The sequence below is a fragment of the Oryzomicrobium sp. genome, assembly GCF_036820405.1.
Lineage (GTDB): Bacteria > Pseudomonadota > Gammaproteobacteria > Burkholderiales > Rhodocyclaceae > Oryzomicrobium.
In genome coordinates this window covers 1-15,402 of the sequence record NZ_DAISLS010000023.1, presented here as the reverse complement: position 1 = coordinate 15,402, position 15,402 = coordinate 1, and the positions used below count along the sequence as shown (strand labels likewise).

14 protein-coding genes are annotated in these 15,402 nt (G+C 64.5%); 7 read left to right on the top strand and 7 right to left on the bottom strand.

Annotated features, from left to right (window positions below; genetic code table 11):
* From V7Z98_RS17570 to V7Z98_RS17540, 7 genes are all read right to left on the bottom strand, one after another.
* Positions 1–253, bottom strand: a 253-nt coding sequence (locus V7Z98_RS17570) for a hypothetical protein (protein WP_334159388.1), incomplete at its 3' end; no start/stop codon positions are given.
* Between the two features lie 66 nt (positions 254–319).
* Complete coding sequence (locus V7Z98_RS17565; RefSeq protein WP_334159387.1) at positions 320–814, bottom strand: Hcp family type VI secretion system effector; 495 nt, start codon at positions 812–814, stop codon at positions 320–322.
* A 43-nt stretch (positions 815–857) separates the two neighbouring features.
* On the bottom strand, positions 858–2,342 hold the full coding sequence (gene tssC / locus V7Z98_RS17560; RefSeq protein WP_334159386.1) for a type VI secretion system contractile sheath large subunit: 1,485 nt from the start codon (positions 2,340–2,342) through the stop codon (positions 858–860).
* 6 nt (positions 2,343–2,348) lie between these two features.
* Complete coding sequence (tssB, locus tag V7Z98_RS17555; RefSeq protein ID WP_334159385.1) at positions 2,349–2,855, bottom strand: type VI secretion system contractile sheath small subunit; 507 nt, start codon at positions 2,853–2,855, stop codon at positions 2,349–2,351.
* Positions 2,856–2,894: 39 nt separating this feature from the next.
* Entirely contained in the window at positions 2,895–3,923 is a 1,029-nt protein-coding gene (tagF, locus tag V7Z98_RS17550) for a type VI secretion system-associated protein TagF (protein ID WP_334159384.1), read from the bottom strand.
* A gap of 18 nt (positions 3,924–3,941) precedes the next feature.
* Positions 3,942–7,682, bottom strand: coding sequence for a type VI secretion system membrane subunit TssM (gene tssM, locus V7Z98_RS17545; RefSeq protein ID WP_334159382.1), 3,741 nt, complete (start codon positions 7,680–7,682; stop codon positions 3,942–3,944).
* 35 nt (positions 7,683–7,717) lie between these two features.
* Positions 7,718–8,617 (bottom strand): M15 family metallopeptidase, encoded by a 900-nt coding sequence (locus tag V7Z98_RS17540; RefSeq protein ID WP_334159381.1) that lies wholly within the window; start codon positions 8,615–8,617, stop codon positions 7,718–7,720.
* Positions 8,618–8,905: 288 nt separating this feature from the next.
* On the opposite strand from V7Z98_RS17540, the gene tssJ reads away from it, so the two are divergent.
* From tssJ to V7Z98_RS17505, 7 genes are all read left to right on the top strand, one after another.
* Positions 8,906–9,601, top strand: a complete 696-nt coding sequence (tssJ, locus tag V7Z98_RS17535) for a type VI secretion system lipoprotein TssJ (RefSeq protein ID WP_334159380.1) — start codon at positions 8,906–8,908, stop codon at positions 9,599–9,601.
* A gap of 10 nt (positions 9,602–9,611) precedes the next feature.
* Positions 9,612–10,961, top strand: a complete 1,350-nt coding sequence (gene tssK, locus V7Z98_RS17530; protein WP_334159379.1) for a type VI secretion system baseplate subunit TssK — start codon at positions 9,612–9,614, stop codon at positions 10,959–10,961.
* A gap of 13 nt (positions 10,962–10,974) precedes the next feature.
* Positions 10,975–11,772, top strand: coding sequence for a type IVB secretion system protein IcmH/DotU (gene icmH, locus V7Z98_RS17525; protein WP_334159378.1), 798 nt, complete (start codon positions 10,975–10,977; stop codon positions 11,770–11,772).
* A 3-nt stretch (positions 11,773–11,775) separates the two neighbouring features.
* Positions 11,776–12,267, top strand: a complete 492-nt coding sequence (tssE, locus tag V7Z98_RS17520) for a type VI secretion system baseplate subunit TssE (RefSeq protein ID WP_334159376.1) — start codon at positions 11,776–11,778, stop codon at positions 12,265–12,267.
* Between the two features lie 4 nt (positions 12,268–12,271).
* Positions 12,272–14,113: a type VI secretion system baseplate subunit TssF gene (gene tssF / locus V7Z98_RS17515; protein WP_334159374.1), complete on the top strand. Its 1,842-nt coding sequence runs from the start codon at positions 12,272–12,274 to the stop codon at positions 14,111–14,113.
* Entirely contained in the window at positions 14,077–15,147 is a 1,071-nt protein-coding gene (gene tssG, locus V7Z98_RS17510; protein WP_334159372.1) for a type VI secretion system baseplate subunit TssG, read from the top strand. Before tssF ends, tssG begins: the two co-directional genes overlap by 37 nt.
* A gap of 11 nt (positions 15,148–15,158) precedes the next feature.
* A partial coding sequence (locus tag V7Z98_RS17505; protein WP_334159370.1) for a hypothetical protein occupies positions 15,159–15,402 on the top strand: 244 nt, incomplete at its 3' end.

Below are 15,402 nucleotides of genomic sequence, written 5' to 3'. Positions count from 1 at the left end.
TGCCGCCGTCCGCAAGCAGCAGGCCAATCTCGGCGATCCGCCCGAGCAGGTCTTTCAAGGCCAGGTGGCCGTCCGGACTGACGCAGCTGATCCGGGCTACGTAGCCTGCCGATAGCCCTTCTTCTACCTCTGCCGATACCGGCAGCAGCGCGTCGCTGCCTAGACCTAATACCTTCAACTCCAGTAGGCGGTTCGACTGCAAAAACGCGCTGGCGTAGGTCGAGAGAAGATCGGTGATCGAGGCGACAGCCATGGGATCGGACCAGAATGGAAGAGAGGAAGCGCCGGCCTGCACGCGCAGGCCGGCTGGGAACATCGCTTAGGCGATGGTCTTGTTGGCGGTGAGGTCCCAACCGGCGCTGACGTTGCCGCCACCGGCGCCGTCGGCCCGCTTCTGCTGGGTGTAGATCCACTTGATCTTGCCGTAGCTGAAGCTGACCGCTTCGTTGGGGAAGCCTTCGGCGGAGGTGCCGTGGGACTCGACCTTGGAGATGAGCACCTGCTCCAGCTTGACCTCCATGTACTTGACCTTGTCGCCACCGGCACGGCACAGCTCCAGGGTCACATCGTTGATGTGCTTGCCGGTGCAGCAGGCTTCGTAGATCTTGGGGCTGGCCTTGTCCAGGAGGTGGACGATGTTGAAGGTGCCGTGATTGACGCGCTCGGCGGTGGCGCCGCCGGCGGAGCTGGCGGTAGCGGAGGCGGGCTGGTCCATCTTGTGATCGAAGTGGGCGATCTCGATCCAGTCCTTGTGCTTGTCGTCGGTGCTTTCGCCGGGAATGCCGTCGATTTTCAGAAACGCATCAAAAGCCATGAAATGCTCCTTACAGGGTTAAGAAAGCTCAGACTGGTGGGTCTCAGCGAGCGGGCTTGGGCAACTCCGCCACCAGACGCAGCGAGATGGTGAGTTCGTCCAACTGGAAATGGGGACGCAGGAAGGCGGCGGCACGGTAGACACCGGGCTTGCCAGGGACTTCGACGACGTCCACATGGGCTTCCCGCAGGGGGTACTTGGCCTTCGCTTCTTGGGATGCCGAGTCGTCGAGGAGGACGTACTGGGCCAGCCAGGTGTTGAGGAAGTCCTGAACGTTCTGGCGGGAAGCGAAGCTGCCGATCTTGTCGCGCATGATCGACTTCATGTAATGCGCGATGCGGGAAGCGGAGAAGATGTAGGGGAGCTGGGTCGACAAGCGGGCGTTGGCGTTGGCCGCGTCGGTGTTGTAGGTCTTGGCCTTCTGGGTGGATTGGCCGCCGAAGAACGCCGCGTAGTCGGTGTTCTTGCAGTGGACCAGGGAGATGAAGCCCAGGTCGGACAGGAGCTTTTCGCTGCGGTCGGTGATCGCCACCTCGGTGGGGCACTTGAGGGCGATTTCGCCGTCGTCGGTGCGGAAGGTGTGGGTGGGCAGCCCTTCGACCAGGCCACCTCCTTCGACGCCGCGGATGGCGGCCAGCCAGCCGTACTTGGCGAAGGCATCGGTCAGTCGTGAGGCGAAGGCATAGGCCGCGTTGGTCCACAGGTACTTGCCGTGGTCGGAACCGTCGGTGTTTTCCTCGAAGTTGAATTCTTCCACCGGCACCGTGTCACGCCCGTAGGGCAAGCGGCCCAGGACGTGGGGCAGGACGAGACCGACGTAGCGGGAATCGTCCGACTCGCGGAAGGATTTCCACTTGGCGTATTCGACGGTGTCGAAGATCTTGGCCAGATCGCGAGGCTTGCCGATGTCGGTGAAGCTCTCGAGACCGAACAGCCCGGCCGATGCGGCGGTGATGAAGGGGGCATGGGCCGAGGCCGCCACGTGGGACATTTCTTCCAGGAGGTAGAAGTCCTCGGGGTGGCGGGTGAACTCGTAGTCGCCGACCAGGGCGGCATAGGGAGCGCCGCCGAAGGTGCCGTACTCTTCCTCGTAGATCTTCTTGAACAGGGCGCTTTGGTCGAATTCGGGTGCCGCCTTGAGGTCTTTCACCAGATCCTTCTTGCTGGCGTTCATGACCTTGATCTTGAGGTTGGTGCCGGTCTCGGACTGCATCACCAGGTATTTCAGCCCGCGCCAGGAAGCCTCGAGCTTCTGGAAATCCGGGTGGTGCATGATGGTGTTGACCTGGTCCGACAGCAGCTGGTCGAGCTCGGCGATGCGCAGGTCGATGCTGGCCGACAGGTCGGAGGAAACCGTGACCGTGCCCTTGAGGACCTGGTCCACCAGTTCGGAGATCAGGTTGCGGGTGTGGGTTTTCTCGCTATCGCTGGAGGCGACGCGGCTCTGCTCGATGATGCTGTCGAGCAGCCCGGGTGCGGCGGCCTCGGCGACGGCGGCCTCGGGCGCTTGGACTTGGGCTTCGGACATGGGCGCTTACTCCTGTTCCGGCCCGCGGCCGGCGTTGATCTGCTTGAGTTTTTCGGTATCCCGCACGATCTCGTCGAGCAGCTCTTCGAGCTTGTCGTTGCCGATCAGCTTGTTGCGTAGGTCGGACAGCTTGGAGCGCACCTCGAGCAGCTGGCGCAGGGGTTCGACCTGCTTCACCACGTTCTGGGGCTCGAAGTCTTCGAGCTTCTGGAAATTCAGTTCGACGGAAAGCTGACTGCCGTCGTTCTTGAGCTTGTTGTCCACCCGGGAGGCGATGCGCGGCGCCATGCCCTTGAGGACGTCGTCGAAGTTGTCCCGGTCGACGGCGACGAACTTGCGGTCCTTGACCTTGGGCAGCGGGTCCTTCGGGTTGCCCGAGTAGTCCCCCAGCACCCCGAGAACGAAGGGCAGTTCCTTGGTCTCGATGGCGTCGCCGATCTCCACGTCGTAGGTGATCTGGACCCGTGGCGGGCGAACCCGGGACAGCTTCTTCTGCGTGCTTTCCTTAGCCATTGCTTCACCTCTTCCTTGTCAATGCGTTGCGATCGCGCCTCAGGCGGCGCTCAATTTCTTGCCCACCTCGGCCAGCAGGTCGGCAACGATGCTCAGGGGCTGGCGTGGGTCCGACAGCACCCGTCCGAGGGCAAAGGCCGTTTCGGCGTACTCGGGATGGCCGCGCCACAATTCGTTCTCGCGCCCCAGGTCGAGGGCGCTCTCGCTGCCGTTGCTGCCATGCCCGTCAAAGACGTAGTCGAGCTTGCGCGGCATGCGGCCGAAGGAAACCGAAAGCCCGGGATTGGCGGAGCCGGCATGGAGGAAGTAGCTGCCGGTCCAGGGTTTCTTGCCCCACAGGGCGGTGAGCAGGGTCAGCCAGGTGCTGGCGTAGAGCGCCCCCTCCCCCTTGCCGGCCGGAAGCGGCAAGGCGATTTCCTGGATCACTCCGGGGTTTTCGTACCGGCGCAGGAAGGCCAGGTAGAAGGCGATGTTGAGCAGGGCCTGCTGCAAGGAGGGAATCCCGGCAGCGACGAGAAAGCTTTCCAGTTCGGCGACGGTGTGGCTGCCGAGAAAGCGCTGCACCAGCCCGCGGGCCAGCACCCGGTCGGCATCGCTGCGAGCCTCCGCCGGGCAGTTGGCGTGCAGGAACTCGCGGCAGGAAACGGCTTCGACCGAGTTGTCGATGGCGTTGCCGATCTGGGCGTGCAGACCGTCGAAGAAGACTTCGAGGGAAATCGGCACCAGGCTGGCTTCGGCCGAGATGTCGTCGACCGGACGGATCACCCCGGCCACGAAGGGATAGCGCCGGCCGGACAGGTCGCGGCTGGCTTGCCACCCCCCGTAGAAGACCCAGCGCCGGTCGCCGGAGGTGTAGTAGAAATCGGTGCGCGACGCCGCGTCGTAGCGGTCTTCCCAGCCGAGGACCGCCGACATTTGCTCCAGGGCCGTCTGTACCAGGGCATCGAATTCGCCAACCACGGGATGGGCTGCGTTGTGGCGCACGAAATCGGCGCGGTTGGGCAGCTTGCCGATCATGGCGTAGGAGCCTGGATCGCTGGCGGGACGGCTAATGAAGGGAAGGACCATCGTCGTTCTGTCTGAAAGTTATTGGGTGACCCGCTCGGGCAGGGTCAGCCGGCGCAGACTGGCCAGGGCCAGGGGATTGGTGCCGCTGACGGGATGGAAGTTGAAGCGCACGGTCGTGTCGTCCTTGGCCGAAACCTTCCACTGCAACTGCCCGCCCTGGCCGCTGGCATCGGTCGCCCGGGCCATGGTGAGCAGGCGCATCAGCCCCATGCGGCCGGGGAAATTGGCCACCTCGGTATTGGCGCCGGCGTTGGAGATCACCTGCAACCGCGCGCCCTGGACATTGCCGCTGCCAGGCCAGGAGAAGGTGATCCAGGTCTGGGGGCCGTTGCGGTAGCGCAGGGGCTGGCCGTCGATTTCGAGGACGATCTCGCTGAGTCCGGAAGTCGGCACCGGCTGGAGTTCGAACTTGGCGTTGTCCCCTTCCTGCAAGCTGGCGCTGGCGCTCATCAGCTTGCCGGCGCCGGAGAGGAAGTTCGGGTTGAAGCGCAGCCCCAGGTTGGCCCAGGTACGGGGCACCAGGGTTTCGCCGCGCAGCACGGCCAGGGAGCCGATCTGCTGGCTGACGAAGCGGCTCAGCAGGCCTTCGCCGGGCTTGAAAAACTTGCCCATTTCGGCCATCGACGCTTCATTGCTGTTGTCAGCAAAGGGGTATTTGCGCGACAGGCTGGACCAGGCACCGTAGACCTGGGCGCTCCAGGCCCGGTTGATCTCTTTCTCGGTGGGCGGCAGCAGGGCAGCGTAGCTGTTGATCAGTGGCCGGACGAGTAGGGGGCGCAGGTATTCGCGGGTTTCCTCCCCGGCGGAACCGAGGATGGACACGTCCACCACCTGGAGACTGTCGGCCAGTTCGGAACCGGTACCCGACAGGGTCTGCTGCATCAGTTGCCGGGTGCCCACACCCTGTTCGTCCGAGGCGGCGATGGTGGCGAGGCGCAGTCGCAACTTGGCGAGATGGGACAGGTAGTCGGCCAGCAGGGGGCCCGGCGCCTCCCCGGAACCACCCAGGGTCGACAGCAGGGCGAACTGGCCGCCGACCTCGCCGTAACGATTGCCCTCGCCGGCGGATTCACCACCGCGCCCGTTGATGAAACGGTCGGCCTTTTCGATCACCGTGCTCTTGGCGGATTCCAGGCGCTTGGACAGTTCGGAAGGCGCATCCCAGGATGTCTCGGCGGCCGCCTTGGCGATGATGGTGCGCAGCGGGGATTTCTGCGGGTCGCCGAGCCGACCCATGACGGCATGCGCTTCCTCGAGGCTGTCGAACTCCTTGACTGAAATGCCCTGGAGGAATTTCTTCCATTCGACGGCATAGTCGGCCTGGTACATGGCCTGCAAGGCTTGGCGGTTGCGCTCCACGTCGCCGTCCCGGCTCAGGTCGTCAGCCAGGCTGGAGGCAAGGACCCAGTCGTCGCCTTTGACCTCGCCCCGGCTCGCCTCGGCAATGGCGTTGCGGAAGTACTTGTCCCACGCCTCGCGGGTGAAGCTGCCGGGCACGGCGTAGCTGGCGGTGAACAGCTCGACGTCCTTGTTGTTGAGCACGCGGGCCAGGGTCATGGCCTGGAACTGGGTGTTGCCGCGGGCCTTCAGCTCGTTGTAGACCCGCTCCTTGGCGGAGAGGCGCTTGAGGGCGCTGCGCAGGATTTGCCGCGAATCGTCCACTGCCTCCTGGCGGTTATCGATCAGGGGCAGATCCGGTTCGTTGATCTGGGACAGGTAGAAGCCCACCACCCGCTCGGCCAGGCGAGCCGTCTCGCCATCGAGTTGGCCACCGTTGCGTGATTCAAGCCACGAACGCCAGTAGCGTGGCAGTTGGTCGGACAGGTGGCCGACCTCCATGCGCTCCTTGTTATGCAGCATCAGATAGGTCTTGAGCGCGTTGTAGCCCTCCTCGAGGCGCTTTTGCTCCACGGCGGAACGCTCTCCCGCGGCGGGTGCCGCCTGGGGCGCCGTTTCCCGCCGCTCGAGCAGCGCCAACGCCTCTCGGGCGTCCCGGGGACGGCCAGCCGGGGCCTGGCCCACGGTGGCCGCCACCCGCTGAATTCCTTCGGGGGCCAGCAGGGCGTTGCCGGCTTGATGCGCGGCGGCGGGCGAAGACAAGGAAGCCAGACGGGCTTCGAGGCCCGCTGCCACCGGTTGCAGCATCAGGCGCTTGAGCGCGGCGAAATACTCGCGGCGCAGAACCGCCTCGGCCTCATCGCCCCGGTACAGGCCAAACCCGAGGCGCCAGGGGTAACCCTCCTGCCGGTAGCCGTAAAGTTGCTCGATGCGCAATTGCAACACCTGGAGCCCCTTGAGCTGATCCGCAAGCTTGGGGCTGCGCAGCAATTCGGCAGCGGAAGCTACCTCGGCACCCGCCGTCTCGAGCAGCTTCTGGTTGCCGATGAACGACCAAGTCCAGGTCCCCACCAGCGCCGACACCAGCACCAAGCCCGCCACGATGCCGGCAAGGCGCAGGCGCCCCATGCCCTGGCGCGTCTGGCGGCCGACCAGGAACTGGTCCTCGAACACCACCCGCTTGAAGAGTTCGCGCAAGAAATAGCTATGCCCAGTCGGCGGTTGTGCCGCCTCGAATCCGGAACGCACCAGATCGAACTGGGACGAAACCCGGGAACCGGCAGCAATGCGCGGCGCCCCTTCCTGCAACGCGCTGGTCAGGTAAAAACCGCGCAGCAGGGGCTTGGTGTGATAGGGGTCGTCCTCGAACAGAAGCTCGACGAAGTGGCAGACGCTTTCCTTGATGGCGTGGAATTCGATGGGAAAAGCGAAGAGCGCCGCCTTGCTGGCATTCCCCCGATTGTTCGCCAGTTGCTCGTTGCCGCTCTGGAGCAGCCCCCGGTAAAGCAGTTCGAAATGCTGACCGACGACCCGGGAGGCGTCGAAATCCTTACCTTGCTCATGCGGCAGGGTCGCGCCCCAGACCCGGTTACGCTCCTCAGCCGGCAGGCTGGTGAAGAAATCGGAAAAGCCGCCGATCAGGTCGAGCTTGGTCACCAGCAGGTAAACCGGCAGCTTGACGCCGAAGACGTCGTCCACTTCGTTGATCCGTTCCCGCACCTGGCGGGCGTAGCTGGCGAAGGCTTCGGTCTTGTGCTTGGCCAGTTCGGGCAGGCTGATGGCAACGATGATGCCGTTCAAAGGCGCCTTGGGCCGGTGGCGGCGCAGCAGCTTGAGGAATTCGAGCCATTCCTGCCGGTCTTCGCGTTGGGTGGAATAGCGCCCCGCCGTATCGAGCAGCACGCCCTCGGTAGAGAAGAACCAGTCGCAGTTGCGGGTGCCACCCACGCCCTGGATACCGGCCGCGCCTTTCTCGCCCAGCGGGAACGTCAGTCCGGAATTGACGATGGCGCTGGATTTCCCGGCCGATGGGTGGCCGATGACCATGTACCACGGCAGCTCATAGAGCGCCGCCTTGCCGCGCGTCTTGCCGATGTTGGATTTCTTGAGGGTCTCGATGGCATCGAGCAGCCGGGTACGCAGTGCCGCCACTTCGGCCCGTTTTTCCGGAGAAGCCGCCAGCACCGCATCGTCGCCCTGGCGCCGCAGCACCCCTTCCAGAAGGCCGGCGGCACGCTCGGACAGGACCTTGCCGACCAGCAGGATGGCGACCCAGACCAGCATCACCGCGAATATCCAGCCGAAGCGCGCTTCCGCGGACTTGAGTCCAAGCCAGGGACCGATGAACCAGATCAGGGCGACGAGGACGAGAAAACCGAAAGCCATCAGGACTTTCTGGTTACGCAGCAGATTCCGGAACATGCTTACCTTTCTTCTTATTACGCAGACTCGCGGACTTAGCGACGCCGGTCCGGCGCAGCAGCCCTGATGTTGTCGGCGATGGTGCCCGGCGCCTCGATGTGCACGAGATCCCGGAAACTCCACCGCCCCCCCCAGACCAGACCGACCGCTTCGGCCTCCTGTCCATAGATTTCATAGACCTGGGCGGCCCAGGGATCGGACTCCGAAATCACCAGACGCCCATCCCTGAAAGGCGCCAGGTCGACAGCCATGCCGTACTGGTGCTTGCTCTGCCCTCCCCGGGCCGCCGTCACCTTGACCTCCCGGGACGCCAGCGCTTCCTGGCGCTCGGGCGACCGGTACCCCTCGAGCAGAACCATCTGGATGCCCTTGGTGCGCAGCCGCTCCATGACCCGGAGCACCAACTGGGCGAACACCGGGTCGAGCTTGTTCCAGTCCCGATCCGCCTGTTCCAGGGAAAGACTCTTGTCGTCCAGGTTCTGGAAGACGGTCGGCGGCAGCACCGCCGGAGGAACCAGTTTTTGCTCCTGGAGCACCGCTCCCACGGCCGCCTGATAGCGATGCTCGCGGGCAGCGACCGGGTCGAGGCTGACGCCGTCCCGTTGGGAAAGCACTACCAGGATCGTCAGGACCACCCCTCCCACGGGCGCCACCAGTGCGACATAACGCCGCACCTTGGGCGAAAGCCTCCATTTCGACGCTTCCGCCGCAGCGGATTGGCCGACCTCGCCCTTGCTTTGGGTCGCCCGTTCGACTGCGTCTTTCCCCCTATTCAGAAACCGGTCCCACCAGCGCCCTGCCGGTCTGTTTTGCACGCCGGCAGGTACTGCCATCTCCAGCGCAGACACGGCGGCCGGGCGCAGGAAACAGGCCCAGCCAACCCACCCCAGCAGGCTTGCCACAGCCACAACGAAAGCCACGGCGATCAGCGTCATCCACCCTTCAGCCATCAGCAGCGCACCGTTATGCAAACATGCAAAAAACTAACAAAAACAAATATTAAAGTGGCGTTTACAAGCAAACGCCACAACCTTCAAGTTACGAAAAATATTCAATAAAATCATTGCATTGTAAAAACAAAAACCGGAAAAAAGTCACAAAAACAAAAAACACGAGGGTCCTAAAGGGCAAGTCGCGTTGTTTTTTTATGTTGTTTTATTTGATCAATGCGAAATTTTGCACATATTCCGACATCGTAATAAGATAGTCAACTGGCATAGCACATGAGCATCGCCGCACCCTTCCCGTCAGCAACCCAAGGAATCGCCATGCATCGGAACCACAAAGCTCTTCTGGCAAGCGTTTGCGCCGCAACCCTCATGCTGGGCGGCTGCGCTACCGGACCCACCGCCTACGAGATCAAGACGTCGGGCGATCCGGTCATCAACCGGGACGTTTCCGGAAAGTCCTTGTCGGTCGTCGTCCGGCTCTATCAGCTGAAGGACGCCACCGAGTTCTCCAAGCTCACCTTCGCCACTGCCACCAGTGGCCGCAGCGATGCCGAACTGCTCGGCCAGGATTTCATCGAGCGCACCGAGATCGTGGTGGTCCCCGGCGCCCAGAAGGTCAATTCGGGCACCGTCCTGCCCGAAGCCAAGTACATCGGCATCGTCGGCTATTTCCGCAATCCGGACCGCCACGCCTGGCGCTATCTGGTCAAGGCCGACGACGTGCGCCATTCCGGCCTGAACTTCACCGTCCGCGATTGCTACCTGGAACTCTCCGGGACCAAGCCCGTGGTCATGCCGTCCCAGCCCGAGAACAGCAAGCCCGAATGCACCGCGCCCGAAGCCACTCCGGCGGCGGCCAAGCAGAACAGCAGCGCCATGCCGGCAGCCAAGGCGGCCGCCAACAAGGCGAAGCGCGCCGCGGCAAAAGCCATTCCCACCCCGGCGGTAAAGGCCGTCCCCCTCCAGTAACGGAGCTACCTTGAGCGCCACTTTCCGTGTCCTCTGGGGCGAAGGGATGTTCCTTCGCCCCCAGCATTTCCAGCAGCAGGCCCGCTTTGTCGACGCCCAGTTGGCAAAGACCGCCCGGCTCACCCACATCCACCCCTGGGGATTGCGCCGCCTGGACATCGACCGCGACGCCCTGGCCGGCGGCTTCCTGCGCGTCGTCCATCTCGAAGCTTTGTTCCAGGACGGCACCGACTTCAGCGCCCCCCTGGACGATCCGCTGCCTCCCCAGCGCAACCTGAACGACCTGCCCCAGCTGTCGTCCAGCACCGTCGTCCATGCCTGCCTACCCGCCTATGACGCCTTCGGCGGCAACTGCATCCAGGACGCCGGACAGGCCAGCAAGCCGGTCCGTTTCACCCTGGGCAACAGGACGGCCGCCGACCTGTTCACTACTGCGCTGGAAGCCGACATCACGGCGCTGCAGGCCAACGTCCGACTGATGCTGGAAGAGGAAAACCGGGATGGTTTCCTGAGTCTGCCGATCGCCCGGATCGGCAAGAACGCCTCGGGCAGTTGGTCGGTGGACGAGGACTACATCCCCCCGCTGCTGGCCCTTTCCGCCTCCACGGCCCTGGTCGCCCAACTGCGGCGCCTGCTCGACATCCTCGAAGTGAAGAGCCAGGCCCTGGCGGCCACGCACCGGGAGCGTGCCAAGGACGTGGTGGAGTACGGCACTACCGACATCGCCTCGTTCTGGCTGCTGCACACGGTGAACCGCAGCTTTCCGCTGCTCAAGCACTTCCTGCAGTACCCGGAGGTGCATCCCGAAGCGCTGTACGCCCTGCTTGCCCAACTCACCGGGGAGCTGCTGACCTTCTCCTCGTCACTGACCTTGGCCGAGATTCCGGTGTACCGACACCTGGAGGGCACCCAGGTCTTCCGCAAGCTCGACGAGCTGATCCGGACCCTGCTGGATACGGTGATTTCCAACCGCTACATGGTCATCCCGCTGACCAACACCAAGCCCTCGTTCTACGTTGGCCACCTGGACTCGGACCGACTGCTGGAAAAGACCGATTTCTATCTTTCCATTTCCAGCGAAGCGTCCATCCCCAACCTGGTCGAAACCGTGCCGATGAAGCTCAAGATCGGCGCCCCCGACGACGTGGAACGGGTGCTCAACTCGGCCTTGGGCGGCATCCGCCTCACCCACGCGACCCAGACCCCGGCGGCCATTCCGGTGCGGGTGGGCAACCACTACTTCGCCCTGGAACCGCACGGCACCATCTTCGAACGCATGATGAAGTCCCGGGCCATCTGCATCTACGTGCCCCAGGGACTGCTCGACATGAAGCTAGAACTGATCGCGGTCTTCCGCTGACAGGAGCACATCCATGACCCACGCCACTCCCCTGCCCACCACCGACGCCAACGCCCCGGTTCCCCTCACGGCAGCCCCCACCGGCCCGACCCTGAACGACCTGCTGGAAGACGGCATCTACCTGCTCTTCCTGCTGCGCGACGGCAATCCTCCCAACAGCGCCGCCGAATTCAACCAGCGCATCGACCGCTTCCTCGCCCAGTTCGAGTCGAACGCCCGCAATTTCGGCAAATCGCCAGATGCCATCGCCGATGCCAAGTTCGCCTTCTGTGCCCTGCTCGACGAAATCGTCTTCGCCTCGGATTTCGCCATTCGCGACGACTGGGAGCTGTCTCCCCTGCAACTGCGCCTTTTCGGCCAGCACCTGGCCGGCGAAGTGTTCTTCGACAAGCTCGAAACCCTGCGCCTTGACCCGGCAGCCCATGTGGAAATCCTGGAGGTGTTCCACACCTGCCTGCTGCTCGGTTTCCAGGGCAAGTACCTGATCGAGGGCACCGAACGGCTCAACTACCTGGTGGCCCGTCTGGGGCAGGAAATCACCCACGCCCGCGGCGGCAAGGCCGAATTCGCCCCCCACTGGCGCCTGCCCTTCAAGTTCCAGGAATTCGTCCGTCACGAACTGCCGATCTGGCTCTACTACGCTCTCCTGGCCGGGGTGGCCATCGCCGTTTTCATCGTTTTCCACGTTCTGCTGGGTAGTAAGGCCGACACCCTGTCCAAACAGGCCGGCGCACCGCCGGCCGCCACCGCCCCCGCAGCCGCTTCTGCCGACAACCCGGCGGTTGCCGCCGGAACCCCGGGCCAGCGCTAGGCCATGCGCCACGACCGGCACGCCGTCGCCGTCCGCCCCTCGGTGCTCGACCGCCTGTTGGACGACCACCCTCGCAACAGCGAGGACCGGGCCGACGAGGCCCACCTCGACCTGCGCCAGTTCCGCCAGGTGGTGGCCCGGGATCTGGAAGCCCTGCTCAACACGCGGCGCTCCGACCCCCACGAGACGGCCATGGACTACAACGAGGCGTCCCAGACCATGCTCACCTTCGGCGTCATGGATCTGAACAGCCTGTGCCTGCAGGACCCGGACGACCGCTCCCTGCTGCGCGACGATATCCGCCGCGCCATTGAGCGCTTCGAACCGCGCCTGAAGCGGGTCCGCGTCAGCCTGGATACCGGCGGCGCCACCGAACGCTCCCTGCGCTTCCGAGTCGCCGGCGTGCTGGCCCCCTACCCCAACCGTCCCACCGTAACCTTCGACGCCACGCTGCAACTGGCTTCCAACGCCTACCGGGTCGAAAACAAGGATTAGTCCGATGCTGGACGAACTGCTGCCCTACTACGAGCGGGAGCTGGGCTACCTGCGCAAGCTCTCCGGCGAATTCGCCCAGCGCTATCCCAAGATCGCCCGGCGCCTGCAACTGGAAGGCGAGCAGTGCGAAGACCCCCACGTGGAACGTCTGATCGAGGCCTTCTCGTTCCTGTCGGCCCGCATCCACCGCAAGATCGATGACGAATACCCGGAGATCGCCGAATCCTTTCTCCAGGTGCTCTACCCCCATTACACCCAGCCCTTCCCCTCCTGTACCGTCGTCCACCTCGAGATCGACCCGGACAAGCCGGGCATCTCCGGCCGCTACGAAATCCCCCGGCACCATCCCCTGACCACCCCGGCGGTATCCGGCACGGCCTGCCGCTTCCGTACCGCCTACCCGGTCGAGCTGTGGCCCCTGGCCGTCGCCCAGGCCAAGCTGGAACTGACCCAGTCGTCCGAATACCTGCGCCGCCTCACCTCCGGCACCGCCTGCATCACCCTCGAACTGGACACCCTGGCCGGCGTACCGCTGGCCGCCCTGGACCTGGAACGGCTACGCTTCTTCCTCGATGGCGAACCGCCGCTCATGTACCTGCTGCATGAGCTGCTCTTCTCCCGCCTGGCCGGAATCCGCATCGACGACGGCAGCGACGACCCGGCCCGTACCCTCGTTCTGGGCAAGGAGGCATTGCAGGCCGTGGGGTTTGACCCAGAAGACGGCCTGCTCGATTACGACCACCGCTCCTTCCTCGGCTACCGCCTGCTCAGCGAGTACTTCGCCTTTCCCGAGAAATTCCTGTTCTTCGACCTGGCCGGCCTGGACGCCCCGGCCCTGCGCCACCCCGGCACCCGGCTGCGCATCCAGTTCTTCCTCGAGCGCTACGGCAACGACGAGCGCCATAGCCGCTTACAGCAGACCCTGGCCACGGCCAACTTCAAGCTGGGCTGCACCCCCGCCATCAACCTCTTCCGCCAGGCCGCCGAACCGGTGCGCCTCACCCATCAGCGCGAGTCCTACGCCGTGGTACCGGACAGCCGCAAAACCCAGGCCTTCGAAGTGGTCTCGGTGGACGGAGTTACCCGGGTCGAAAAGGTGGGCTCCCGGGAAAGCGCCGAGCAGGTACCCCCCTTCTACAGCATCGGCCAGCGCGGCCAGAAGCGGGTGCCCTACTACTGGTACGCCAGCCGCAGCCGGTCCACGACCGAAGGCGACCTAGGCACCGAAGTCGAAATGCACCTGGCCGACCTGGAATTCTCGCCTGTGCGTCCCGAAGCCGAGGTGTTGAGCATCGAGCTCACCTGCAGCAACCGGGACCTGCCCGCCACCCTGCCCTTCGGTGGCAACCAGGGGGATTTCCAACTCCCTGGCCACTCGGCAGTCAGCCGCGTCCGCCCCCTGCGCAAGCCGACCCCCAGCTTGCGCTCCCCCGCCAAGCGCGGCTTGCAGTGGCGGCTCGTCTCCCACCTGGCCCTGAACCACCTGTCCCTGACCAGCCGGGGTCGGGAAGCGCTTCAGGAAATGCTCCGGCTCTACAACCCGGGCGAAGCCCAGGGCATTTCGCGACAGATCGACGGCATCCTAGCCATCGACAGCCGCCCCCACACCGCCCGGGTGGCCGGCCCCCAGTTTCCCGGCTTCGTGCGCGGCACCGAAATCGACCTGACCCTGGACGAACTGCACTACGTCGGCGGCGGCATCCATCTCTTCGCCACCGTCCTCGAACGCTTTTTCGCCCTTTATTGCGCCCCCAACAGCTTCACCCGGCTCCGGGTGTTCACCAAGCAGCAGGAAGGAATCGTCTACCAATGGCCTCCCCGGACAGGAACGGCACTCGTGATCTGATCGCCGAACTCCGCAACGCGCCGGAACGCTTTGGCCTGTTCCAGGCTGTGCGGCTTCTCGCCCTTGCCGAGGGTGGCAATGGCGAGCGTTTGCCCCTGCCCGAACGGCTACGCTTTCGCACCCCCGCCACCCTTTCGTTTCCTCCCAGCGAAATCGCGGCCATCAAGGCCACACCGGGCGAAGACGAGGACGAGGGCAAACTCCCCGCTCTGACCATGACCGTGGCCTGCATGGGCCTGACCGGCCCGAGCGGCGCGCTGCCCAGCCCCTACACCGAGCTCCTCATCGAGCGGCGCCAGCAATACCGGGACGATACCGCCCACGCCTTCTTCGACCTGTTCTCCCACCGTGCCCTGTCTCTTTTCTATGGCGCCTGGCACAAGTACCACTTCCCCTTGGCCTTCGAGCAAGGACAGCGCGACACCTTCAGCAACGGCCTGCGCGCCCTGATCGGTCTGGCCCGGGAAGAAAAACCGGGCCTTTCCGCGTCGAGCGACGGCGGCCAAACCAGGGGAGACGCCCCCCCTCCCCTCGCAGAGCGCCTGCTCTTCTTCGCCGGACTGCTCGCCCAGCGCCCCATTTCCGCCGAGGCCATCGTCTCCCTCGTCCAGGGCATGTTCAGCGTGCCCGCCCGCCTCGAAAACTTCGTCGGCCACTGGATCACCGTCCCGCTCGAAGAACAGACCCAGCTCGGCATTAACGCGGCAACCTTGGGCAGCAGCGCCTTCGCCGGCCAGCGCATCTGGGACCGGCAGACCCGCATGCAGCTCAGCCTCGGCCCCCTGCGCGCCCGGGATTACCAGGACTTCCTCCCCGGCAACCCGGCCGCCGAGGAACTGGCCGAAACCCTGCGTTTCTGCGTCGGCCATGGCCTGGCCTGCGATGTCCGGCTCATTCTCGACCGCCGCGACACGCCGTCCCTGCAACTCGACTCCCATCAGCCGTCGCAGCCGCGCCTGGGCTTCGACACCTGGCTCAACCACAAACCGTTCGAGCACGACCCGGCCAATGCCGTGTTCGCCCTGCTTGCCTGAAGGCCCCCGCCGTGGACATCAACCAACTTCTCTCGACCTACGCCAGCGCGTTTTCACAGTCGAATCGCCTACTGGAGCTGAAGGTACTGGGTTTGGGCAGCGACGCGTTGCTGCCGGTATCGGCAGAGGTAGAAGAAGGGGTTTCGGCAGGCTACGTAGCCCGGATCAGCTGCGTCAGTCCGGACGGCCACCTGGCCCTCAAAGACCTGCTCGGGCGGATCGCCGAGATTGGCCTGCTGCTTGCGGACGGCGGCA